Source organism: Luteitalea sp. (assembly GCF_044337415.1).
In the GTDB taxonomy this organism is placed as follows: Bacteria; Acidobacteriota; Vicinamibacteria; order Vicinamibacterales; family Vicinamibacteraceae; genus Luteitalea.
Genome location: NZ_JBIINP010000027.1, coordinates 21,145 through 43,363, shown reverse-complemented (window position 1 = coordinate 43,363; position 22,219 = coordinate 21,145). Strand labels below are relative to the sequence as shown.

The 22,219-nt window shown below is 69.9% G+C and carries 20 protein-coding genes; 10 read left to right on the top strand and 10 right to left on the bottom strand.

All coding sequences use genetic code 11. From position 1 onward, the window contains the following. The 4 genes from ACIRDX_RS07225 to ACIRDX_RS07210 form a co-directional block, all read left to right on the top strand. A partial coding sequence (locus tag ACIRDX_RS07225) for an IPT/TIG domain-containing protein (protein ID WP_396624733.1) occupies positions 1-1,188 on the top strand: 1,188 nt, incomplete at its 5' end. Positions 1,189-1,373: 185 nt separating this feature from the next. Next, positions 1,374-2,108: a DUF3891 family protein gene (locus tag ACIRDX_RS07220; RefSeq protein WP_396624732.1), complete on the top strand. Its 735-nt coding sequence runs from the start codon at positions 1,374-1,376 to the stop codon at positions 2,106-2,108. Next, complete coding sequence (locus tag ACIRDX_RS07215) at positions 2,105-2,815, top strand: response regulator transcription factor (protein ID WP_396624731.1); 711 nt, start codon at positions 2,105-2,107, stop codon at positions 2,813-2,815. Before ACIRDX_RS07220 ends, ACIRDX_RS07215 begins: the two co-directional genes overlap by 4 nt. A 197-nt stretch (positions 2,816-3,012) precedes the next feature. Then, positions 3,013-4,434 carry a sensor histidine kinase gene (locus tag ACIRDX_RS07210; protein WP_396624730.1) on the top strand — a complete coding sequence of 474 codons (1,422 nt, stop codon included), beginning with the start codon at positions 3,013-3,015 and terminating at the stop codon, positions 4,432-4,434. A gap of 73 nt (positions 4,435-4,507) precedes the next feature. Here the strand turns inward: ACIRDX_RS07210 and ACIRDX_RS07205 are convergent, their stop codons facing one another. Both ACIRDX_RS07205 and asnB read right to left on the bottom strand, forming a co-directional pair. Beyond that, positions 4,508-5,368 (bottom strand): glycosyltransferase family 2 protein, encoded by an 861-nt coding sequence (locus tag ACIRDX_RS07205; RefSeq protein ID WP_396624729.1) that lies wholly within the window; start codon positions 5,366-5,368, stop codon positions 4,508-4,510. Between the two features lie 5 nt (positions 5,369-5,373). After that, positions 5,374-7,263 (bottom strand): asparagine synthase (glutamine-hydrolyzing), encoded by a 1,890-nt coding sequence (gene asnB, locus ACIRDX_RS07200; RefSeq protein WP_396624728.1) that lies wholly within the window; start codon positions 7,261-7,263, stop codon positions 5,374-5,376. A gap of 201 nt (positions 7,264-7,464) precedes the next feature. Between asnB and ACIRDX_RS07195 the strand changes: the two genes are divergently transcribed. From ACIRDX_RS07195 to ACIRDX_RS07175, 5 genes are all read left to right on the top strand, one after another. After that, a complete protein-coding gene (locus tag ACIRDX_RS07195; protein WP_396624727.1) occupies positions 7,465-10,266 on the top strand; it encodes a TonB-dependent receptor domain-containing protein in 2,802 nt (933 codons plus the stop codon). A gap of 11 nt (positions 10,267-10,277) precedes the next feature. Beyond that, positions 10,278-11,609, top strand: a complete 1,332-nt coding sequence (locus ACIRDX_RS07190) for a T9SS C-terminal target domain-containing protein (protein WP_396624726.1) — start codon at positions 10,278-10,280, stop codon at positions 11,607-11,609. A 5-nt stretch (positions 11,610-11,614) separates the two neighbouring features. Then, positions 11,615-12,148: a hypothetical protein gene (locus ACIRDX_RS07185; protein WP_396624725.1), complete on the top strand. Its 534-nt coding sequence runs from the start codon at positions 11,615-11,617 to the stop codon at positions 12,146-12,148. A 199-nt stretch (positions 12,149-12,347) separates the two neighbouring features. Further along, positions 12,348-12,701, top strand: coding sequence for a YciI family protein (locus ACIRDX_RS07180; protein WP_396624724.1), 354 nt, complete (start codon positions 12,348-12,350; stop codon positions 12,699-12,701). Continuing rightward, positions 12,701-13,972, top strand: a complete 1,272-nt coding sequence (locus ACIRDX_RS07175) for an RNA polymerase sigma factor (RefSeq protein WP_396624723.1) — start codon at positions 12,701-12,703, stop codon at positions 13,970-13,972. Before ACIRDX_RS07180 ends, ACIRDX_RS07175 begins: the two co-directional genes overlap by 1 nt. A gap of 39 nt (positions 13,973-14,011) precedes the next feature. Here ACIRDX_RS07175 and ACIRDX_RS07170 read toward each other — a convergent pair whose 3' ends face one another. From ACIRDX_RS07170 to asd, 4 genes are all read right to left on the bottom strand, one after another. Next, positions 14,012-14,548, bottom strand: a complete 537-nt coding sequence (locus ACIRDX_RS07170) for a hypothetical protein (protein ID WP_396624722.1) — start codon at positions 14,546-14,548, stop codon at positions 14,012-14,014. Next, entirely contained in the window at positions 14,539-15,714 is a 1,176-nt protein-coding gene (locus tag ACIRDX_RS07165) for a glycosyltransferase family 4 protein (protein ID WP_396624721.1), read from the bottom strand. Before ACIRDX_RS07165 ends, ACIRDX_RS07170 begins: the two co-directional genes overlap by 10 nt. Further along, complete coding sequence (locus tag ACIRDX_RS07160; RefSeq protein ID WP_396624720.1) at positions 15,714-16,625, bottom strand: PHP-associated domain-containing protein; 912 nt, start codon at positions 16,623-16,625, stop codon at positions 15,714-15,716. The genes ACIRDX_RS07165 and ACIRDX_RS07160 overlap by 1 nt, the downstream gene beginning before the upstream one ends. Before the next feature lie 189 nt (positions 16,626-16,814). Further along, positions 16,815-17,684 carry an archaetidylserine decarboxylase gene (gene asd, locus ACIRDX_RS07155; protein ID WP_396624719.1) on the bottom strand — a complete coding sequence of 290 codons (870 nt, stop codon included), beginning with the start codon at positions 17,682-17,684 and terminating at the stop codon, positions 16,815-16,817. Between the two features lie 11 nt (positions 17,685-17,695). Here asd and ACIRDX_RS07150 point away from each other — a divergent pair, with 11 nt between their 5' ends. Next, entirely contained in the window at positions 17,696-19,363 is a 1,668-nt protein-coding gene (locus ACIRDX_RS07150; protein ID WP_396624718.1) for an aminotransferase class III-fold pyridoxal phosphate-dependent enzyme, read from the top strand. Positions 19,364-19,406: 43 nt separating this feature from the next. On the opposite strand, the gene ACIRDX_RS07145 is transcribed toward ACIRDX_RS07150, so the two are convergent. From ACIRDX_RS07145 to ACIRDX_RS07130, 4 genes are all read right to left on the bottom strand, one after another. Continuing rightward, a complete protein-coding gene (locus ACIRDX_RS07145; protein ID WP_396624717.1) occupies positions 19,407-20,012 on the bottom strand; it encodes a hypothetical protein in 606 nt (201 codons plus the stop codon). Next, positions 20,009-20,689 (bottom strand): class I SAM-dependent methyltransferase, encoded by a 681-nt coding sequence (locus ACIRDX_RS07140; protein ID WP_396624716.1) that lies wholly within the window; start codon positions 20,687-20,689, stop codon positions 20,009-20,011. The genes ACIRDX_RS07145 and ACIRDX_RS07140 overlap by 4 nt, the downstream gene beginning before the upstream one ends. Positions 20,690-20,714: 25 nt before the next feature. Further along, positions 20,715-21,050, bottom strand: coding sequence for a hypothetical protein (locus ACIRDX_RS07135; RefSeq protein ID WP_396624715.1), 336 nt, complete (start codon positions 21,048-21,050; stop codon positions 20,715-20,717). Between the two features lie 154 nt (positions 21,051-21,204). Next, a complete protein-coding gene (locus tag ACIRDX_RS07130; RefSeq protein WP_396624714.1) occupies positions 21,205-22,194 on the bottom strand; it encodes a glycerophosphodiester phosphodiesterase family protein in 990 nt (329 codons plus the stop codon). Positions 22,195-22,219: the final 25 nt, after the last annotated feature.

Sequence of the window (22,219 nt, the reverse complement as noted above, 5' to 3'; positions counted from 1 at the left end):
CGCAAGTGGGGCTTTGCCGAGGGCCTGCAGGGCGGCTTCCTGATGTACCAGGACGCGTCGCAGACCGACAAGCGGCGCTTCAACACGTTCTTCCCCATCTACAACCCCGGCACCACGCCCGCGGTCGTCACCGTGTACTTCTACACCGAGGGTGCGAACACCGGCGTGACCAAGACGGTGAACGTGCCGGCCCGCTCACGCGCCACCGTGTGGCCGCTGCTCTACCCCGAGCTCGCCAACGAGAAGTTCGCGACGTTCCTGTCGTCGGACCAGCCCATCGTGGCCGAGCGCGTCGTCTATTGGGGCAACGGCTTCACGGCCGGTCACGCCTCGCTCGGCACGCCCCTGCCCGACGGGTTTGCTCTGACGGCGGCGACGCTCCCGCCCGCGCCGCCGGGCGCCACCCTCACGCTCACGCCCAACCGCGGCGTGCCGACCGGCGGCACCGTGGTGGAGATCGAGGGCACCGGCTTCGGCCACCACGACCTCGGCACCCGCGTGCTCTTCGGTGGCGTGCCCGCAGCCTCGTTCGAGGTCGAGACCGACACGCTCATCCGCGCCGTGACGCCGCCAGGCGCGCAGGGCCTGGTGGACGTGACCGTCGAGACCAACGGCCAGACGGTCACCGCGCCGCAGGCGTTCGAGTACTTCAATCCCTGGGCGGCCACGGGCGCGCCGATCAACACGTTCCGTCCGAACTCGGGCTTCAACTGCACCGGTGGCGGGCGTCCGTGCCAGATCACGCCGTCGTTCCTGAACGTCGTGTCGGACATGGCGCGTCGCCAGCCGTTCGACATCGCCAACTCCTGCCGCGCCTTCGGCGGCAACGAGAAGTTCATGGAGGACGTGGTCGCCGAGCTCCGCATCCGCACCGGCACGAACCGCTGGGGCCTGAACATCAAGCGTGGCAACCAGGGGCTGTCGGAGGACATCGTGAACTACTACTACGGTCCCGAGGGCAGCGACATGCGCAACAGCACGCAGGTGTTCATCGTCGACATCATCGCCAACCACTGCAACCCGGCGCAGCGCAGCGGCGGAGCCCCGTTCTGGCTCGACCAGACGCAGGCCACGTTCGACGCCGGCACCATCGGGCGCTGGACGCTCGGCGAGATGTGCAGGAGCGCGCGCTACCGCGATGCGCGCAACCCGAACACCGGGGCATTCCTCTTCCCGGAATGCAGATAGAGCAATGCCGCGATGCCGGAATGCCGCCAAGGCATTCCGCGCGCGGACAGGGTTAGGCCTGACGGCCGCCGGAGTCTGACTCCGGCGGCCGTTGTCGTTCCCCTTCGGCCTTCCCTCCTTCCGGTTCCTGCATTCCGGCATCGCAGCATTCCCGGCATTGCCGCAATGTGCGCTACCCTGCCTCCGTGATCGTCCGACCCGACGGGGACAGCTGGCTCTTGATCCGGCAGCCTGACCACGCCGCGATGGCCGCCGACCTGCTCGCGCACTGGCAGGGCGACGGCGTGCCCGACCGGCCGACCCGCGACGTCCTGCTCGCGGCCACGCGGGCCCACGACTGCGGCTGGAGCGAGGAAGACGACGCCCCGACGGTCGATCCCGCGACCGGTGCCCCGTGGGATTTCATCCACCTGCCCGTCGCCAGGCGGCAGGCGGTATGGACGCGCGCGATGCAGACTCTGGGCGACACGCCGCATGTGGCGGCGCTGGTCGCGCATCACGCGCTCACCGCCTACGCCCGGTACGACGGGCAGCCGGAGTGGCGCGACTTCTTCCGCGCCATGGCCCGCGAGCGCGACAGCCGCGTGGCCGACCTCGCGGCTGGAGCCGCGGGCGGATTCGACGGCTTCCTGCGCGACTACGCTTCGCTCCGGGCGGTCGACCTGCTCTCGCTGGCGCTCTGCCACGGGTGGCAGGACACGTTCGAGATCGATTACTACAAGGGCGTCCCCGATGGCTTGAGCCTGACGCTCACCCCCGACCCGTTCGGCGGTACGGTGGTGCCGTGGCGTGTGCCCGCCAGGCGCATCCCCCGTCATGCCTACGCGACGGACGCCGACCTGCAGGCAGCGATGGCTGCAGCGCCCGTCGAGTGGCTGTCGGGCCACGTACAGGGACGCCCGGAGCCGCTCCCCTCATGAGCCGCATCCTCGTCGTCGAGGACGACCCCGACATCGCCGAACTGCTGCGCCACTTCCTCGAGCGCAGCGGCCATGCCGTCGACGTCATCGCGCAGGGCACCGACGCGCTCGCCCGCCTGCGGGATCAGCCGGCCGACCTGGCGATTCTGGACCGCATGCTGCCCGGCATCGACGGCCTCGAGGTGTGCCGACAGGTGCGCGCCACGCCGGCGCTCGCCGACCTGCCCGTGATCATGGTCACGGCGCGCGCCGAGGAGAGTGACCGCATCGTGGGCCTCGAACTCGGCGCCGACGACTACATCACCAAGCCGTTCAGCGCCAAGGAGGTCGTGGCTCGGGTCAACGCCCTGCTGCGCCGGTCCACGCGCGGACTGTCGCCGGGCGGGCCCGTCGGGGCGGCGGGGGCGGCCGCGCCCGCGCGGCTGCTCGAGTACGGCGCCCTCCGTGTCGACCTCGAGCAGCACGTGGTGACCCTCGACGGCCGCGACGTCCGCCTCACCGCGAAGGAGTTCCTGCTCCTGCAGTACTTCCTCGAACACCGGGGGCGCGTGCTGTCCCGCGACCTGATGCTGACCGACGTGTGGGGCTACCAGTACACCGGCGGGTCGCGAACCGTGGACGTCCACGTCCGGCGCCTGCGCGAGAAGCTGCCGCTGCTCACCGACGCGATCGAGACGGTGAAGCAGTTCGGCTACAAGCTGCGATAGGCCAGTCACACGCGGCCGCAGTGCGGGTCTCAGGCATCAGGTCTCGGGATTGACGTCACTCGTGAGCCCTGAGACTTGAGCCGTGAGCCGCCCCCGCCCCCGTCACGCGATCGTCGTACCGGCGCGGGATGCTTCTGGGGCACGTGCCTGCCCTACCCGATCCCGTCGCGCCCCCGGTACACTCGCATGACGCCACCGTGACGTCCCCCGAGGCGTCCGACAGCTACCGGGCTCCCGTGCGCATCCCCACCTTCGTCCTCCTCACGGCGCTACAGACGGCGATCTTCACGCCGCTGTTCATGCTGGGCGTCGCGTGGACCACCGGGCAACCGCTCGAGGCCACACCTGCCTTCCTGCTCCGCGTCGCCCTGGTCGGCGTGGGTACGGCGGCCGTGTCGGCCATGATCACCGGCTGGGCGGCATCGACGATCGTGGACGACCGCATCGGCGACGTGGTCACCTCCATCCGGGCGCTGGCCAACGGCGAGCCCCACCGCTCGCTGCCGGAGACCCGCGGCGATGCGCTCGGGCGGGTGTCGCGCGCGGTCAACGCGGCCGCCAACGCCCTCGAAATCAGGCTCGGCGACCTCACACGTGATCGCGCCCGCCTCGAAGCGGTGCTCTCGGGCATGGTCGAAGGCGTGCTGGTGGTGAACGAGCAGGGGCAGGTGCAGTTGGCCAACGAGGCCGCCCGCCAGTTGCTGCGCCTCGAGGCCTCGCCGATCGGCCGCAAGTACGTGGAGCTGATCCGGCATCCCGACATCGCGTTGCAGATCACCCAGGCGTTGCAGGGGGAGCGACCGGGCGGGCTCGAGCTGTCGATCGGGCGCGACGGGCAGACCTTCGTCGCCCGCTGCTCGCCGGCCATCACGCCCGGCAGCCGCGGCGCCGTGCTGGTGCTGCACGACATCACGGACCTGCGACGTGCCGATCGTATCCGTCGCGACTTCGTGGCCAACGTCTCGCACGAGTTGCGGACGCCGCTGACGGCCATCCGCGGCTACGTCGAGGCCCTCCTCGACGGCCCCGAGCTGTCGGATCAGTCGACGCGCTTCCTCGAGATCATCGCGCGGCACTCGTGGCGCATGGAGCGCCTGGTGAAGGACCTGCTGCGCCTGGCACGGCTCGACGCCGGCCAGGAGCGCCTCGACCTGGCCGACGTGTCGGTGGAAGGGTTGTTCTCGGCGGTCTCGGGCGACCTGCAGACGCTGACGGACGGCCGGAACCAGACGGTGTCGATCGCGGTCGCGCCCTCAGACCTCACCCTCCGCTGCGACCCGGCGAAGCTGCACGACGTGCTCCGCAACCTCGTGGAGAATGCCTGTGCCTACACGCCCGAGGGCAGCCGCATCGAGCTCACCGGGAGCGCCGACGCCCAGCACGTGCGCCTGGTGGTCGCCGACACCGGCCAGGGCATCCCCGAGGCGGAGCTGCCGCGCATCTTCGAGCGGTTCTACCGTGTGGACAAGGCACGGTCGCGCGAGTCGGGCGGCACCGGCCTGGGCCTGTCGATCGTGCGGCACCTGGTGGAACTGCACGGCGGGTTGGTGAGCGCGACCAACCGTCCCGAAGGCGGCGCCGTGTTCACGATCACGCTCCCGCGCACACCCCAGTCGTAGCCGTCGACCTTGGTCAACGGTCAGCGACCGCTGCAGTCTGCCTGCCGCCCGTCGCCTGTCGCCTTCGTCCGGCCTACAGGCTCGTCCTCCGCGTCACCAGGTCGGCCAGCAGGCCCATCAGCGCGATCTGAATCGCGGTCAGGATGAGGATGGCGGCGCCGACACCGAACGCCCCGGTTCGGGAGAAATCGAGCGCCGCCTTGACGGCACCGAGCATCAGCAGCGCCGCCGCCGTCGGCAGGAACACGTTGAGCGGGCGGAACGTGACCACCATCCGGACGATCAGCAGTAAGAAGTTCAGCGTGTCGCGCACCGGCCGGATCGACGAGGCGCCGGTGCGACGGTAGTAGTCGATCGGCACGTACTCCACGCGATAGCCGTTGATGTGCGAGGCGAGCGTGATCGTGGACGTGAACGAGAACCCCTCCGGGTACAACCCGAAGAACCGCTCCGCGAGGTCGCGACGGAAGACCCGCATGCCCGAGTTGAGGTCGGGAATGCGGTGGCCGCTCAGCAGGTTCGCGACACGCGTGAGCAGCCATTTCACCGGGCGTCTCAGCGCCGGCACGTGCACGCTGGCGCCAGTGCGTGCCCCGACGACCATGTCCGCGTCGTCGGCGCGCGCGAGCAGTTCCGGCAGCCGCGCGATCGGGTACGTGCCGTCGGCGTCGAGGATGGCGATGAGCGGGTGCGCGGTGGCGCGGATGCCGGTCTTCAACGAGGCGCCATAGCCCCGATTGGCGCGGTGACGCACCACACGGGCCGATGTCGCCGCCAGCGCCAGCGGCGTCCCGTCGGCCGACCCGTCGTCCACGACCAGCACCTCGTACCTGCGCCCGGTGGGCTGCATGGTGGCGTCGATCGCGGCGAGCGTGGACGCGATGGCGCCCTCCTCGTTGTAGACCGGGACGATGATCGAGACGGCTTCGGGCATGAGGGTCAGGGACGCCAGGCCTGGGCCCAGCGCACGAGCGTGACCAGGCCCCACAGCTTGAACGCGTGGTTGGCGCGACCGGCGACGTGCGCCTCCATCATCGCCTGTACCCGGGCCGGATCGAGCTCAGGAATCGCCGCGAGGGCGTCGGCAGACAGCGTGTGGCGGAGCAAGGGCTGCAGCGGCCCGCGGAACCACGACGCGAGCGGCGCGTGGAATCCTGCCTTCGTGCGCCGCACGATCGGGTCCGGCACGAGGCCGCGCATCGCGTCCTTGAAGATCACCTTCGTGTCGCGACCGTGCAGCTTCCACCGCCACGGCAGGCGCGCGCCGAGTTCCACCAGGCGGTAGTCGAGCCACGGCTCACGCGCTTCGAGCCCGAACGCCATCGTCGTGCGATCCACCTTCGGGAGGATCGAGTCGGCCAGGAAGGTCTTGACGTCGACGTGGAACAGCCGGTCCATCACCTCGGGCGCACCTGAAGCGAGGTAGGCGGCGAGGAACGGCGCCTCGGGCGCGGCTTCGCGCGCCGCCGCCTCGCGCACGTCTGGCCGCAGCAGGCTCGCGCGTTCGTCGCGCGTGCAGATCGTCCGCCAGTGGTAGTGCGCCTGTTCGGGCGCTTCCCCGGCGCCCGCCACGAACTGCCGCAGCGCGTAGTCGAGGCTCATCTTGCTCGTCGAGGCCGGGAGTCCCTCCACGATCGGCCGCACGAGCCGCTCTCGGAACCAACGTGGCAGCGCCCGCCACACGTGCGCGGCGCGGTCGGCGTGGTACACCGCGTAGCCACCGAACACCTCGTCGCCGCCGTCGCCCGAGAGCACCACGGTCACGTGGCGGCGCGTCTCCTCGGCCAGGCGGAACATCGGCACCATCGAGATGTCGGCGACCGGGGAATCGGCGTGCCACACGAGCCGATCGAGGCAGCCCTCGACATCCGACGCCCGGCACACGACCTCGTGGTGCGTGAGGTCGTAGGTCTTCGCGACCAGCGCGGCGTAGGGCCCCTCGTCGAACGAGCCCTCCTCGAAGCGGACGCTGAACGTGTGCAGCGGCCCGGTGTGCCGGGGTCGCATGAAGTGGACGACGGCCGATGAATCGAGTCCGCCACTGAGGAACGCGCCGAGCGGCACGTCCGACACCAGCCGCAGTCGCACGGCGTCGTCGCACAGCGCGCGAATCTCGTCGATGGCGGCCGAGCGGTCGGTGCGCAGATCACGACCGAAGTGCACGTCCCACCACGACTCGACGCGCACGCCGGAGGCATCGGCCGTCAGGAGGTGTCCCGGCGGGAGTTGCGCGACCTCGCGCCAGATGGTGCGCGGCCCCGGTACGTAGTTCAGCGCCAGGAACGCGTCGAGCGCCGCCGGGTCGAGCGAGCGCTGCACGCCGGGCACGGCCAGGAGCGCCTTGATCTCCGAGCCGAAGATCAGGCGGCCATCCTGCTGTGTGTAGTAGAGCGGCTTGACGCCCAGCCGATCACGGACCAGCCACAGCCGTCGCTCGCGCCTGTCCCACACCGCGAACGCGAACATGCCGTTGAAACGCGGCAGCGCGGCCGGCCCCCACTCCTCCCACGCGTGCGCGACCACCTCCGTGTCGGTGCGCGACACGAACACGTGCCCACGCGCCAGCAGGTCGCGGCGGATGTCGTCGAAGTTGTAGATCTCGCCGTTGTAGCAGACCTGGAAGCGGCCGTCCTCGGTGCCGATGGGCTGGCGCCCCGCGTCGGAGACGTCGATGACGCTGAGGCGTCGGTGGGCGAAGCCGAGCCCCGGCTCAGCCAGGAATCCGTCGGCGTCGGGTCCGCGGTGGCACAACCGGTCCGCCATGGCGCCGAGCCATGCCTGCTCCACCGGACCGCCGTCCTGGCGGTAGATCCCCGCAATTCCGCACACGCGCGACGGCATCGTACCAGAGCGACCGTTCGCTGGTGGGGCCGGACGCCACACCGACATCACACGCGAAACACGCAGGGATCAGGCATTTAACCTCCCGGAAACCAACCCGTCGTGACCCGGTGACGAGCCGTCCCTAGCCTTGATGGCGGGCATGCCGCGTCAGGTATGGGCGGACGGGCCCCCCAATAGAGGACCCCAATGAGATTGCTTCGTTACACAGGCGTGGCCCTGCTGTTCGCCACGACGCTCCCCACGACCGGCCTTGCCCAACCCACGGGATCTGCGGCGGTGCCCGCCTCCCGCGCGTCTGCGGCGTCCCGGGTACGCGTGGCTGGCCGAGTGCTCGACCAGGGCAACGCCATCCCGCTGCCCGGCGTGCCGGTGGAGTTGGTCGGCAGTGAGACCATCGTCTACACGGACGTCGACGGCCGCTACGTCATCGACCTGCCGGTCGGCCCCCACGAGCTGAAGGTGTCGATGGGCGGCTACCAGACACGCACGGTTCGCGTCGACGCGCAGCCGGGCTCGCCCATCACTGCCGATGTCGGCCTGTCGATGGAGGGCTTCGCGGAGCAGGTGACCGTCACGTCCGACGTCACGGACGCCAATTCGTCGACCGCCGAAGCGCAGCTCCTCGAGCGCAAGAACTCGGCCGTCGTGTCCGACAACATCGGCTCCGACGAGATGAAGGCCAACAACGACAGCAACGCGGCCTCGGGCCTGTCGCGCGTCACGGGCCTGTCGGTGGTCGGCGACGGCTACGTGTTCGTGCGTGGCCTCGGTGAGCGGTACAGCAGCACGACGCTGGGCGGCGTGTCGCTGCCCACGACCGAGCCGGAGCGGCGGGTGGTCTCGCTCGACCTCTTCCCGGCCGGCCTCATCGACAACGTCAAGGTCGCCAAGACGTACTCGCCCGATCAGAGCGCGGAGTTCGCGGGCGGCCTGGTCCAGATCGAGCCGCTGAAGTTCCCGTCGCGGCCGGTCCTGGACCTGTCGCTCGGGTTCGGGTTCAACGACCAGACGACGGGCCAGGACATCCTCAGCTACCGCGGCGGCAGCAACGACTGGTGGGGCTTCGGGACGGCTGACCGCGCCCTGCCGGCCATCATCCCCAGTTCGCGCGTGATCCGCGGCGCCGGCCGCTTCACGCCGGACGTCGGCTTCACGCAGGCGCAGCTCGAGACCTTCGGCGAGTCGTTCTCGAACAACTGGTCGGTGCTGCCCTCGACGGGCGACCCGAACCAGAGCTTCGGTGCGGTGTTCGGCAACCGGTTCGGCAAGCTCGGCGTGGTGGCCAGCTACAGCCAGAACTACCGTGAGCAGTACTACACCGACAACCAGATCACCTACGTGATCGGCCAGAACGACCAGCTGGAGAACTTCGTCGACTACGACTTCGAGTACGCCACCAAGCGCGCGACGATGGGCGTGGTGGCCAACCTCGCCTACCAGTTCACGCCGACGCATCGCCTCTCGTTCGACAACTTCCTGACCAACAACGGCGAGGACGAGGCCCGACGGTACACCGGCTTCAACGGCGAGGCCGCCCGCTACCAGAGCGCCCAGCGTCTCTTCTGGACCGAGGAGCGCATCACCACCAACAACCTCACGGGTGACCACTTCTTCGCGGGCCTCTCCAACAGCCACATCGACTGGCGCGTCGGCTACGGCCGGGGGCTGCGCAACGAACCGGACCTGCGCGAGACGATCTACCAGGCCATCAACCCGGCCAACCCGTACGAGTTCGCGGACCTCTCGCAGAGCGGCTTCCGCATGTTCAACGACCTCGAGGACGAGACCATCGACGGACAGGTGAACTGGTCGGTGCTCCAGCAGGCGGGGGGCAAGGCTCTTCTCTGGAAGTTCGGCGGTGCGTACCTCGACCGGCAGCGCGAGTTCCAGTCGCGTCGCTTCCGCCTGGTGCCCCTCAACCTGACCGGCCTGCCGATCACGTCGGCGCCCGAGGTGCTCCTCACGCCGGCCAACATCAGCCCGAACGGCTTCGAGTTGAAGGAAGAGACGCGCACGACCGACTTCTACGACGCCTCCCAGCAGGTCGCGGCGGGCTACGGCATGGTGGACCTCTCGCTGTCCTCGCGCCTGCGCCTGATCGGCGGCCTGCGCGTCGAGCAGTTCACGCAGGAAGTCAACACGCGCGACCTGTTCAGCCTGTCGTTCGATCCGCAGGTCATCACGGCCCGCCTCGACGAGACCAACCTCTTCCCGTCGGTCAACATGGTCTGGGCGCTGACGCCGGCCTCGAACCTGCGCGTCGGGTTCAGCCAGACGGCCAACCGTCCGGAGTTCCGCGAGCTGGCGCCGTTCGAGTTCACCGACGTGGTCGGCGGCCGCTCGAGCGTCGGCAATCCCGACCTGCAGCAGGCGCTCATCCAGAACTTCGACGTGCGCTACGAGATCTTCCCGCGCGCCGAGGAAGTGCTGGCCGTGAGCTTCTTCTACAAGAACTTCGACAGCCCGATCGAGCGCGTGCTCGAACCGACGGCCAACATCCGCACCTCGTACGCCAACGCCGAGAGCGCCCGCAACGTCGGCATCGAGCTCGAGGCCCGCAAGCGCCTGACCAACTGGTTCTTCGTCGGCGCCAACTACTCGTACATCGACTCGAGCGTGACGCTGTCGCAGGCGGCGGCGCAGGTGCAGACCTCCAGCGAGCGCCCGCTCGCCGGCCAGTCCAACAACCTGTTCAACGTGATGGCCGAGACGCGCTTCGGCTCGTCGGCGTCCTTCCGCGTGCTCTGGAACTTCGTCGGCGACCGCATCACCGACGTGGGGGCCTACGGCCTGCCCGACATCATCCAGGAAGGCCGTAACCAGCTCGACGTGGTGTATTCGCAGCGCCTGTTCCGGCGCCTGACGCTCCGCCTCAGCGCCGACAACCTCACGAACGACCCCTACGAGTTCACCCAGGGCGAGTTGCGCCAGCGCTACTTCGAGCTCGGCCGCACGTTCTCGGTCAACTTCGGCTTCTCGGCCTTCTAGTCATGAATCGCATGCCACTGAACCGTTTCGTCCGCACCGCGGCCCTCCTGCTCGCCGTCACGGCGCTCGCGGCGACCCAACGCGCGACCCTCGTGGGCCAGACCACCGTCATCGGACCGGCCTACACCGTCCCCGGCGTCGACAAGCCGATCCGGATCATCCAGGGCCGGTTGTCCAGCCCGCTGAACCTGACCAACGACCACTACTACGTGCTCCGCGGCGCGGTCTTCATCGACCCGGGCGGCGTCCTGAACATCCAGGCTGGGACGACGGTGGCCGGTGAACTGGCCACGCTCGGCACCCTCGTGGTCTCCCCCGGCGGCCGGCTGAACGCGCTCGGCACCGCCAGCCAGCCCGTGGTCATGACCTCGGACCAGGCCATCGGCAACCGCAACCGCGGTGACTGGGGTGGCCTCATCATCAACGGGCGCGCGCCCCTGAACGTCCCTGGCGGCATCGCGGTCGGCGAGGGCGACACGGGCGACTACGGCGGCACCGATCCCAACGACAACAGCGGCATCCTCCGCTACCTGCGCGTCGAGTTCGCGGGCATCGAGTTCAGCCCCGACAACGAGCTGAACGGCATCGCCTTCCAGGGCGTGGGCCGCGGCACGACCGTCGACTACGTGCAGGTGAAGATGAACCGCGACGACGGCGTCGAGTTCTTCGGCGGCACGGTCGACGCCAAGCACCTGGTACTCAACGCCATCCGTGACGACAGCCTGGACTGGACGTTCGGCTGGAGCGGACGCGTGCAGTACGTGGTCATCCAGCAGCGCGGCGACGACGCCGACATGGGCTTCGAGGCCGACAACAACGACGTCAACAACAACCTGCTGCCGCGCTCGAACCCCACGATCTACAACGTGACGCTCGTGGGCGACCCGACGACGACCTTCGGCAACGAGAGCAACATCGGCATGCTCCTGCGCCGCGGCACGGCGGCCACCATCCGCAACGCCGTCGTGACGGGCTTCAAGAGCTGGGGCGTCGACATCAACGGCACGGCGGCGGCGGCGCAGGCCCAGGAAGGCGCGCTCACCGTCCGCAACAGCATCTTCTTCGGCAACGGCATCACGCGCGCGGGCGCGCAGTTCAGCCCGGCCTCGGTCACTTTCATGACGCACCCCACGGTGCGCATTGCCGACCCGGGTCTCATCGACCCGTTCAACCTCACCAACCCCAACTTCCGTCCGACGATCGGCTCGCTCGCAGGCGGCCAGTTGGCCCCGGCGACGCCACCCAACGACGGCTTCTTCGAGGTCACGACGTTCATCGGCGCGCTGAGTCCGGATCCGGAGCAGGACTGGACGCGGGGCTGGACGGACTTCACGCTACGCTAGGCGCCGTGCCCACACTCCCACGCCAGGGCTGCTCGCGACGGGCAGCCCTGGCGGCTCTCGTGGTTCCGTTGGTCGGAGGAGCGGCGTGCCAGCGCCAGCGCTCCCGCCCACCGCTCTCCAACACGTTCGGCAGCCCCGAAGACCTCGGACGCGCGGTCCTGCGTCTCCTCCTGTCGCGGGATCTCGCCGGTCTGCGCACCCTCGCACTCACCCGCGACGAGTTCGAGGCCTGGGTGTGGCCGCGCCTGCCCGCGAGCCGACCCGAGCGGAACATGCCCATGGACTTCGTCTGGGACCGCCTGCATCAGCGCAGCGAGCTCTCGCTCGCGGCCACGATGGCCCGGCACGGTGGCCATCCGATGTCACTCGACGCTGTCCTGTTCGAGGGCGAGACGACCGACTACGTCGACTTCCTCGTCAGGCGTGACACCGTGCTCGTCGTCCGTACGGCCGACAACGTCGTCGAGAAGGTGCGTCTCTTCGGGTCACTCCTGACCATGGGCGACCGCCACAAGGTCTTCAGCTTCGTCGTCGACTGACGGCCGTCGCCTGCCCGACGCCGACGCCCCGGCGTGTCGCGCCCGTCTGCCTCGTCCCGCCTGCCTCGACGTCTGGTGCCCACGAACCATGTCGGCCCGCCCCGGCGTCCATCGTGTCGAAACGGGCAAGGCTCGCGCGTCATGATGCTGCGGGCCGGATGACCCGGCCCCACCCCACCTGACGAACAGAGGAGTGGCCATGCAGTACATGATCATGTTCTACGAGACCCCGGAGGACTTCGGACGCCGCCAGACCGATTCACAGGTCTACTGGGGCAGCTGGGCCTCGTACATCCGCGCCCTTCAGGACGCCGGCATCGTCCGTGGCGGAGGCGGCTTGCAGCCCCCCGACCTCGCAACCACGGTACGGATGCGTGACGGCGTGCGCCAGGTGCAGGACGGGCCCTTCCCCGAGACCAAGGAGCAGTTGGGCGGGTTCTTCGTGGTCGACGTGCCGACGCTGGACGACGCGCTCCAGTGGGCGGCGCGCGCGCCGTGCGCGTCGACCGGGGGGGTGGAAGTCCGCCCCGAACTGCCGCCGATGCAGGGGTGATGAGTGACGACGCGAGGCGGGCGGCGGAACACGTCGCTCGCCACTCGTACGGGCGTCTGCTGTCCTACCTGGCCACGCGCACACGCGACGTGGCGGCGGCTGAAGACGCACTCGCGGACGCGCTGCATGCCGCACTCCGGACGTGGCCGACGCGAGGCGTGCCCGATCGCCCCGATGCCTGGTTGCTGACGGCGGCGCGCCACGCCCTCGTGAGCAGTCAACGCCGCCAGCGCGTGCGCGATGACGCCGTGCCGGCGCTGACGGCCTTGATGGACCAGACCTCGCCCGCCGGTGACGAGGCGCCCTTCCCCGACGAACGATTGAAGCTGTTGTTCATCTGTGCGCACCCGGCCATCGATCGCGGGGTGCGCGCCCCGCTGATGCTCCAGGTCGTCCTGGGCCTCGACGCCGCGCGCCTGGCGTCCGCCTTCGTCGTCTCACCGTCCGCCATGAGCCAGCGCCTCGTGCGAGCGAAGAAACGCATCGCGCAGGCCGGGATTCCGTTCGACGTGCCCACGGGTCCGCTGCTCGAGGAGCGACTGGGGGATGTCCTCGAAGCCATCTATGCCGCATTTGGCGTCGCATGGCAGGAGGTGGTCCAGGGCACCGACGGCATGAGCGACCTGGCTGAGGAAGCCATCTGGCTGTGCCGGGTGGTGGTCGACCTCCTGCCCGACGCGCCGGAGGCACGCGGGTTGCTCGCGCTGATGCTGCACAGCGACGCGCGACGCAACGCGCGGCGCACGCCGCAGGGCCGCTTCGTCCCCCTGGTCAGCCAGGACGTGTCACGGTGGGACGCATCCCGCATGGATGAGGCCGACCGGCTGTTGCACGAGGCGTCTCGACTCGCGGCCCCGGGGCCGTTCCAGATCGAGGCCGCCATCCAGGCCGCGCACGCCTCGCGCCGTCACACCGGACTGGCGCCCTGGTCGGCCATCGCCCAGTTGTACGAGGGGCTGGTCCGCCTGGCACCGAGTCTGGGCGCACGCGTTGGACACGCGGCGGCCGTTGCCGAGACTGAGGGAGCCGAGCCGGCGCTGAGGCTGCTCGACGACCTGTCGGTCGCCCTCGTCAACACGTACCAGCCCTACTGGGCCTTGCGCGCGCAGGTGCTCGCCCGCCTGGGCGAGGCGAGCGGGGCTCGGGAGGCCTACGCCCGCGCCGCCGGGCTCGCGTCCGACCCGGCGGTCCGCGCATTCCTGCTGGAGCAGGCCGCGGGCGTTCCCGACACTCCGCCCGCGGACGAGCAGGAGGGTCGACGCAACACGTGAACCGAGCCGATGCCGGCAGCTATCGCCGACGCTGTCGTGTCAGACGCCCCTGAAGGGGGCCAGCAGGAACTCCGCCACCAGGCGCGGCAACCGACGGAAGTCCTGCGCCAGCGACCCGCCGGCGGGTCCTACCACCAGCACTCCCCTGCGCATCGCATACAGGTTGAACGCGGTCGACACCACGCTCAGCGCCACCGACGCGCTGATGCTGGCCGACAACAGGGCGGTACCGGCGGCGCGATGCACCAGCCATTCGACACCGTGGCCCGCCAGCGGGAGGCACACGACGGCCATGAGCGTGGCGCACCAGCGCGGTCTGGCGCGGCTCAGGGCCTGCGTGGCGGCGCCGTACACACCGGACGCCACGCCCCTGTACGACAGTTCGACGAGGGCAGCGTGCGCGGCCGCGTCGAAACCCGCAGCCGCATTGGTCGCGGCAAACAGGCTGGCCCTGACGATGGACGAGCAGACCGCCGCCTTCCAGTTCCAGGACGCAGCCAGTGCGCGCACCGCTGGCGGTAGCGCCACCGGTCGCGGTCGCTCGAGGGGCGCCGGCGGCCGACGCGTCAGCTCCATGACGTCGGCTGCACCGCCCATCGCCCCGCGGGACTGCGCTGGGCCAGGCTTCCGGCGTCGCGCCATGTCTGGAACAGCGGCTGCATCGCGCCCTTCCAGGTGCGCTGGAGCGCGTAGTGGCGTGCCCCGACGGACAAGCGCGCCCGCAGGTCTGCCGACGCCACCAGCTGTGCGAGCCTGGCCTCGAAGCCCTCGCCCATCGCACCAGGCCGGCACACGAAACCGGAGTGCCCCGGCACGAGGTTTTCCTGTGGGCCACCGGCGTCGGAGACCAGCACGGGCAACCCGCTCGCCTGGGCCTCGAGGACGACGTTGCCCAGGGTGTCGGTACGACTCGGAAACAGGAACGCGTCAGCCGAGGCCATGACCACGGCCAGCGCATCGTGCGTGAGCGGTCCGGTGAATGTCGCCTCGGGCAACCGCCGCTGCAACTCGGCGCGCAACGGCCCGTCGCCGGCGATGACCAGCCGTGCTGGCCCGGTCGCCGTCGCGTACCGCCACAGGGCCGGGATGTCGAGCAATCCCTTCTCCACCGACAACCGCCCCGCGTACACCACCACGGGCCGACCATCGGCCGCACCCCACGCGCGACGAAGTTCCATCGACCGCCGATTCGGGTCGAATCGCACGGTGTCCACGCCGCGGCTCCACACGTGCAGGCGATCGGGGGCGATCCGGGCGGCCACGAGTTGGTCGCGCGTCGCGGCCGACGGGACGAGCACCCGAAGGCATCGCCCGTAGGGCCAGCGGAGGTACGCCGCCATCAGGTCGCCGAGCCGTTGCGATCCGCTGAGCATCGCCGCGTAGTCGGCCAGCAGTGTATGGAAGCTGCCGACCATCGGCAGCCGGAGCCGCCATGCCACGTACTGCGCGACGAGTCCCATCGGCCCGGGCGTCGTGTAGTGCACGACATCGAGGCGGTCGCGCTGCGCCGCCCGCAGGAAGGCGCCGAACCGGGGCGCGCACATGTCCATGCCTTCGTAGAACGGGATCCCGAACGCGGGAGCGCGCAGCGCGAGGTAGCCTGGCGTCTCCACCGCTGCGCGCGACGCCGTGTACACGCGCACAGTCACGTCGTCCGGCGCGTGGTCGAGGACGGCCTTGAGCGTGGTGGTGACGCCGTTGATCTTGCCGAAGTCGTTGTCGGTGAAGATACCGACGCGCATCACGCGGCCTCCGGGACGGCCTGCCCCGACACCGGCGGCCTGGCCACCAGGTCGAGCAGCAACGACTCGGTGAACCGCTCCTCGTCCCGGAAGTGGCCGTGGGCCAGGACCAGCGGGACCAGGACCAGCGGACACGCCGCGATCGCCACACCGCACACGGCGTGGTTCCGCCACGCCAACGGGTGGCGCAGCAGCATCCCGATCCGCTCGCGATAGAAGTTCGTGGCGAACCGGAGGATGTCGGACGCCATCGTGAAGTAGTGGCCGTGCTGCCCGCCCACCTGCACGCGACCGGCGCGCAGTTCGCGCATGAACGACGCCCGGCAGGTGGCCGCCGGCGCCTCGACCCAGGTGCGGCCGATGCCACGCTCGGTGTGTGCATCGCTCCCGCCGCACGGCACCGAACCTGCTGCGGCCGCCAGCGCGCACGCCGCGCTGTTCTGCACCGCGAGCCGGGATCCGTTGCGCACCTCCATGCCGTCGACCCAGGGCAGGAGCCAGGCCAGGTGCGCGGCAGTGACGTGCCCGTTGACGCGCGACGCCACGTGGTTGAGGCTCACGAAGATGCCTTCGGCCCGCAGGTACGGCATCAGCTCGTGAATCGCGAGCCGCGCCCGATCGATCTCGGCGAACTGGGCCTCGGTGATGTCCAGCACGTTGAGGTGCACCCGCACGCCATCACGGAAGTGCGCCGTCACCTCGCAGCCGACGATCACGTCCGGCCGCTCTGCCAGAGTGAGGGCGCCGCTGATCGTGTCGTGATCGGTGATGGCGACCAGGTCCATGCCACGGGCTTTCGCCAGGGCATACACGCGCTCCGGCGTGTTGTATGACTCGCGCATCAACCGCGTGAGGGGCGCGAGCCCGGTGTAGCCCGAGTAGTGGGTGTGGACGTGCGTGTCGATCTTCACGAGCCCCCCTTCCGAAGGCGTCGGACGCGTCCGGCAGCGGACGCCAGCCTCCTGCAGCGTGCGGGTGTCGCGTGACCATCGGGTGATGTCGCGATGTAGGCTTCGTAAACTTCGCGCCCGAGACGCATGCCGGTGCGACACATCGTCACGCGGCCGTCAGATGGGACCGTTAGGCTGTGGGCCGTGTCCTCACCGCGACACGCGGCGCAGCAATGGCTCGCCCATGCGGATGCCGGTGCCTTCACGGAGGCCCTCACAAGGCTCGATGCCCGGCGGGGCGATCACCACGATCGTCGATCCGTGCTCGAACCAGCCCATCTCGTCGCCGCGAGCGACGGGGCTCGCGCAAGCACGGACCGACGGGCGCTCCGTGCGGACGAGGCCACCGAGCGCGTGCACCCGGATGCTGGCCACGAGCACGGCCGCCACGGCAACGAGCAGCAGCGGCGCCGACAGCCCCTCCACCTCCAGTTGCACCACGGCGCGCTCGTTGCGGCAGAACAACCGGGCCACACGACGGAGGGCCGGCGGATTCACGTTCCAGACATCGCCCGGCACGTAGGTGACCCGGCGCACGATCCCATCCTCCGGGGCATGAAACCGGTGGTACATCGCCGCGGTGAGTCGGAGCGTGACGAACGCGCCACCGGTGTACGCCGTGGCCAGCGCCGGGTCGCACAGCAGTTCCGCGAGCGGATAGCGGTCGTCCTTGGCCTGGACCACCCAGCCCTCCGCGATACGGCCGTGTGCCCCGACGATGGCATCAGCGGGACTCACGAGCACATCGGTGGCGCCGGCAACGGGCCGCGCCCCGGTGCGCAGTTCCCGAATGAAGCAGTCGTGCAGGCTGGCGAACCGCGTGTGCCTCGCCTCGGTGAGGTCGAGCGATGGATCGAACCAGCGCCACGCCGCGATGGAGATGTCGCGGATCAGCGGCTGGCGTATGCGGCTGAACCAGCCCATGAACTGCGTGAGCGCGCGACGCGGCACGCGGTTGGTCATCACGAAGTTCACGCCGTCGTGGGCGACGGCGGCATCGATCAGGCGGCGGAGAGACATGAGGAGACGTGATGACGAGTGAGTGGGTGGCGCTGGCGTCGGTGGGTCTGCCGGCAAGCGTGTGGGCAGCGCGGGCGGGCCGCAGGCGCCTGCAGTTGTCGCGCGCCAAGCACCCGTCGCTGCAGGGCCATGTGCGGCTGGCGCGGCGGATAGCCCGGCTGCTGCCGGGCTACAGCTACGACGAGGCGATGTTCTTCGGTGCCGACGGCGCCCCGCCAGACATCGTCATGGCCAGGCGCGAGGGCTTCGGGCGACTGGCCGCACTGCTGGCGCAGCGCTCGCCGCGGTCGATTGCGGCCACCACCCGGCTCGAGCCGATGGTGTCGGACCTGCAGTTCATCAAGGCATACCAGGTGCCCTTCCAGTACGCGCGCTACCTCCGCTCGCACCTCCAGGTCGGGCGCGTGCTGCAGGCGTCGTCGGGGGTGTTCCTGGAAGACCTCGACGGCCATCGCTACTACGACGTCGCGGGCTCGTATGGCGTCAACGTGTTCGGGCACGACTTCTACAAGCGCTGCATCGAGGACGGCGTGGCGCGGGCGCGCGACCTCGGCCCGGTGCTCGGCGCGTACCACCCGGTGGTCGAGGCCAACGTGGAACGGCTCCGCCGGATCTCCGGCCTCGACGAGGTGTCGTTCCACATGTCCGGGACCGAGGCCGTGATGCAGGCCGTCCGGCTGGCGCGCTACCACACCGGCCGATCGCACGTCGTGCAGTTCGTCGGGGCCTACCACGGCTGGTGGGACGGCGTGCAGCCCGGCGTGGGCAACCCCAGGGCCGTCGGCGACGTGTACGTGCTCGGTGACATGTCCGAACGGACCCTGCGCGTGCTCGAGACCCGCGACGACATCGCCTGTGTGCTGGTCAACCCGATTCAGGCGTTGCACCCCAACAGCGGGGCCCCCAGCGACGGCACGCTCATCGCCGGCGACAGGCGGGCGACGCCACAGCGAGACCGCTACGAGGCCTGGCTGGCCGACCTCCGCGCCGTCTGCACGCGGCGCGGCATCGTGCTGATCTTCGACGAGGTCTTCGTCGGCTTCCGCCTGGCGCTCGGCGGCGCCCAGGAGTACTTCGGCGTCGGCGCCGACCTGGTGACCTATGGCAAGAGCCTCGGGGGCGGACTGCCCGTCGGCGTGCTCTGCGGCAAGGCGGCGCTGATGAAGCGGTTCCGCGAAGACCGTCCCAGCGACATCTGCTTTGCCCGCGGCACCTTCAACGCCCATCCGTACGTCATGGCGACGATGGATGCCTTCCTCTCGCACCTGGAGTCGCCAGCAGTGGCCGAGGCCTACCGCCACGAGGAAGCGCGGTGGGACGGGTACGCGCTCGAGTGCAACCGACGCTTCGAAGGCGCCGGCCTCCCCATCCGCGTCGGCAACCTGTCGTCCATCTGGACCATCGGGCACACCGCGCCCTCGCGCTACAACTGGATGCTGCAGTTCTACCTGCGGGCACACGGACTGGCCCTCAGCTGGATCGGGACGGGGCGCCTGATCTTCAGCCACGACTACACGTCCGATGACGTCGCCGCGGTGGCCGATCGCATCCTCGCTGCCGGCGCGCAGATGGCCCAGGACGGCTGGTGGTGGCACCCGGCCGAGGCCACCACGAAGTCGGTGCGCGCCTCCGTGCTGCGCGAGGTGCTGCGCGTCCGCCTGGGCCGGGGTCCGGCGTGAGTCCGGCGGCGGCCAGACCTGGCCGCCGTCGGGGACGCCCCGGCTAGGCCTCGCGCGTCGTGTGCGCGGGCGCATACAACTCGCCGCGCAGCACCTGCAGCGGGGCGCGCCAGTAGAGCGTGATGTCGTGCACGGGATCGGTGAGGATCTTCGTGCCCCACGCCAGCCCCGTCTGGACGTCGGCCAGCACGAACAGCTGGACCATCCGGAACAGGACGCCGCCGACGCCGACGACGAGCCACAGCATCGACACGTTGTGCGCGAGGCTCCACGCGTCGTGGTGCGGGGTGAGCCAGCCGAACACCGAAGGGTCGAGCAGCAGCACCAGCGGCGAGAGCAACCAGATCGAGAGGAGCACCACCTTGCGCGCGAGGTTGTAGCCGACCTTGATCGCTTCCTTGTGCTCGTGGGTCGCCTGGTTGACCTCGTCGTAGGTATGCGGCTCGAAGAAGAAGTGGCCGGCCTGCCGGGTCGGCATCGAGACCAGCCACGCGATCATCACCGCGATGGTCGGCTCCACGAACAGCCACACGTACGCGGCCAGGAAGCTCAGCGCGCTGACCAGGTGCAGCGACTGGTTGATGCGGTTATGGTGATAGTAGCGGTGGTCGTCCCACCGCTGCTGGCGCAGCGTCTCGGCAAACGTCATGACACCTCCTTGGATGGACATGGCGGGTGAAGGGTGCGGGATGGAACACGGCACACCACCAGCGTCGACACGCCGGCGAAGTTGACACGCTCGACCGACAACGCGGCGAGCCCGGAACCGGCGAGGAAGGTCCCGAGGTCGATGTCCCAGTCGACGTCTCCCAGGCGCGCGGCGATGCGCCCGGCCAGTCGGTCGACCACTGGCGACGCGGCCCCGGCGCCGGCGAAGTGGTTCAGCAGCACGACCCGTCCGCCGGGCCGGCACACGCGACGCAGTTCCCGGCCCACGGCCACGGGGTCGGGGACGACGTTGACCATGTAGGGCGCATACACCGCATCGAACGTGTCGTCGGGCAACGCCAGGGCCCCGGCGTCCATCCGCGCCAACGCCACGTGGGCCTGCGGCGGCCTGCGGAACCGGTGCGCGGCACGACGCAGCATCGCGGCCGACAGGTCGATACCGACCACCGACACGCCTGCCGGATACGTGAGGGCACCGAGTCCGGTGCCGATGCCGACTTCGAGCACGCGCTCTCCGGCGCGCACTGCCATCGCCGCCATGGCCCGTCGGCGGCCCGGTTGCAGGCCCAATCCGTAGACCACGTCGTACAGCGGCGCCAGCCGGTCGTACAACGACGGCATGGACGACGGGGAACCGAGGGCGGTCGTGGAGTTCATGCGGCAGGCAGGCGGCGCAGCAGGCTCACTCCCCCGACAGTTCCGTCAGGAGTTCCAGGGCAGCCCGCGCCGGCGCCGCAGGCGCGACCGAGACGCAGAGCGCGCCCGAGATCGCGCGCCGGACATCCCCGAAGCGGAGGAGCCCGACCAGCGACTGCTCCTGGTCGATCCAGCGACGGACCTCGACATGGTCGGCGCCGCGGAAGAGGAGGCGTCGAGCGTCACCGTCACGCTCGACGTTGATCAGCGACTGTCGCCGCAGCGCCGCAGCGCCGGCGAGCACGTCGTCATACGGATCGGCAGGCAGCGCGTCTCCACCGCTCACATCGCTGACCGGGACGGACAGTTGTTGGAATGTCATGGCTGGGTGACTCTGCTCCCCCACGCGACGCACCGCGCGGGCCCGTCGTGACCTGGCCGGGTTGCCCACGGTTCTGGCATCGCGGGGCGATGGTCCCAGAGCCACGTGACACTCCGGCGACGCCTGCGTATCGATGGCAAGGCAGGCCCGCACGTCAGCGAGGAAAGAGGTCCGGATTGTCGGTGAAGAGGCCATCGACGCGATGCACGTCGACGAACCGGCGCATCTCGGCCGTCAGGGCCTCACGCGTGGTCGGCAGGCTGCGCAGCGACTGCTCGATGGCCGCACGCCACTCGGCGGGCGCGTCGGGATACGGGTCCTTCACCGGGCGCATCGCGAACGTGTACGGCACCACGGTCAGTCCAGCGGCGTGCGCGTCAGCCACGAGTGACGGCATGCGGTCGACGATCTGGTACGCCGGCGCGATGCCGGTGGCGAAGGTGCGGAGTTCGGACAGGCCGGCCGGCGTGAGCCACCGCTTCGCGCCGTCTGCTGATCCGATGAGGAAACTCCGCGGCACGTCGGGGAGAACCTTCGCCAGGCGCCGCAGGCTGTCTTCCTCGAAGACCTGCAGGTGCACTTCCGGACGTCCCTTGAACGAGGTGCCCACGAGGCCGTTCTTGCGAAGCGCATCGGCCACCAGCGCTTCGGGATCGAAGCCGAGGCTCCTGAACCGGCCTGGCGTCTTCAACTCCGGGAAGAAGCCGGCCTTCCCCTTCACCAGGTCGATGGCTTCCTGGAAGGTGAGCATCTTCGCGCCGGCGAACTTCGGGTCGAGCCACGATCCGGCATCGAGCTGCTTGATCTCGGCGAGCGTGAAGCTGTCGACGAACCAGTGACGCTCGACACGCCCCTGCCGCGTGACCTCGGTGTAACGATCAGGGAACAGCGCACGCACGTTGCTCGTGCGCTCGAGCATGGTGTCGTGCGTGCAGACGAGTACGCCGTCCTTCGTGATGCCGAGATCCTGCTCGACATAGTCGGCCCCCTGCGCGATGGCCAGATTGTAGGCCTCGGCCGTGTGCTCGGGCGCGTAGGCAGACGCCCCACGATGGGCGATCACGAAGGTGCCCGCTGGCGGCGCCGCCAGTGTGCTGATCGACAGGGCGGCGAGGACGGCGAGTCGCAGGAACGGCATCGGCATGGCGGCACGCTAGCGCGCGGCCGTG

What these genes read in the sequence shown, in the direction of transcription:
- ACIRDX_RS07215 (WP_396624731.1), top strand. Translation starts at nt 2,105, where the DNA reads ATGAGCCGCATCCTCGTCGTCGAGGACGACCCCGACATCGCCGAACTG.
- ACIRDX_RS07205 (WP_396624729.1), bottom strand. Translation starts at nt 5,368, where the DNA reads ATGCCCGAAGCCGTCTCGATCATCGTCCCGGTCTACAACGAGGAGGGC.
- ACIRDX_RS07195 (WP_396624727.1), top strand. Translation starts at nt 7,465, where the DNA reads ATGAGATTGCTTCGTTACACAGGCGTGGCCCTGCTGTTCGCCACGACG.
- ACIRDX_RS07190 (WP_396624726.1), top strand. Translation starts at nt 10,278, where the DNA reads ATGCCACTGAACCGTTTCGTCCGCACCGCGGCCCTCCTGCTCGCCGTC.
- ACIRDX_RS07180 (WP_396624724.1), top strand. Translation starts at nt 12,348, where the DNA reads ATGCAGTACATGATCATGTTCTACGAGACCCCGGAGGACTTCGGACGC.
- ACIRDX_RS07175 (WP_396624723.1), top strand. Translation starts at nt 12,701, where the DNA reads ATGAGTGACGACGCGAGGCGGGCGGCGGAACACGTCGCTCGCCACTCG.
- ACIRDX_RS07170 (WP_396624722.1), bottom strand. Translation starts at nt 14,548, where the DNA reads ATGGAGCTGACGCGTCGGCCGCCGGCGCCCCTCGAGCGACCGCGACCG.
- ACIRDX_RS07165 (WP_396624721.1), bottom strand. Translation starts at nt 15,714, where the DNA reads ATGCGCGTCGGTATCTTCACCGACAACGACTTCGGCAAGATCAACGGC.
- asd (WP_396624719.1), bottom strand. Translation starts at nt 17,684, where the DNA reads ATGTCTCTCCGCCGCCTGATCGATGCCGCCGTCGCCCACGACGGCGTG.
- ACIRDX_RS07150 (WP_396624718.1), top strand. Translation starts at nt 17,696, where the DNA reads ATGACGAGTGAGTGGGTGGCGCTGGCGTCGGTGGGTCTGCCGGCAAGC.
- ACIRDX_RS07145 (WP_396624717.1), bottom strand. Translation starts at nt 20,012, where the DNA reads ATGACGTTTGCCGAGACGCTGCGCCAGCAGCGGTGGGACGACCACCGC.
- ACIRDX_RS07140 (WP_396624716.1), bottom strand. Translation starts at nt 20,689, where the DNA reads ATGAACTCCACGACCGCCCTCGGTTCCCCGTCGTCCATGCCGTCGTTG.
- ACIRDX_RS07135 (WP_396624715.1), bottom strand. Translation starts at nt 21,050, where the DNA reads ATGACATTCCAACAACTGTCCGTCCCGGTCAGCGATGTGAGCGGTGGA.
- ACIRDX_RS07130 (WP_396624714.1), bottom strand. Translation starts at nt 22,194, where the DNA reads ATGCCGATGCCGTTCCTGCGACTCGCCGTCCTCGCCGCCCTGTCGATC.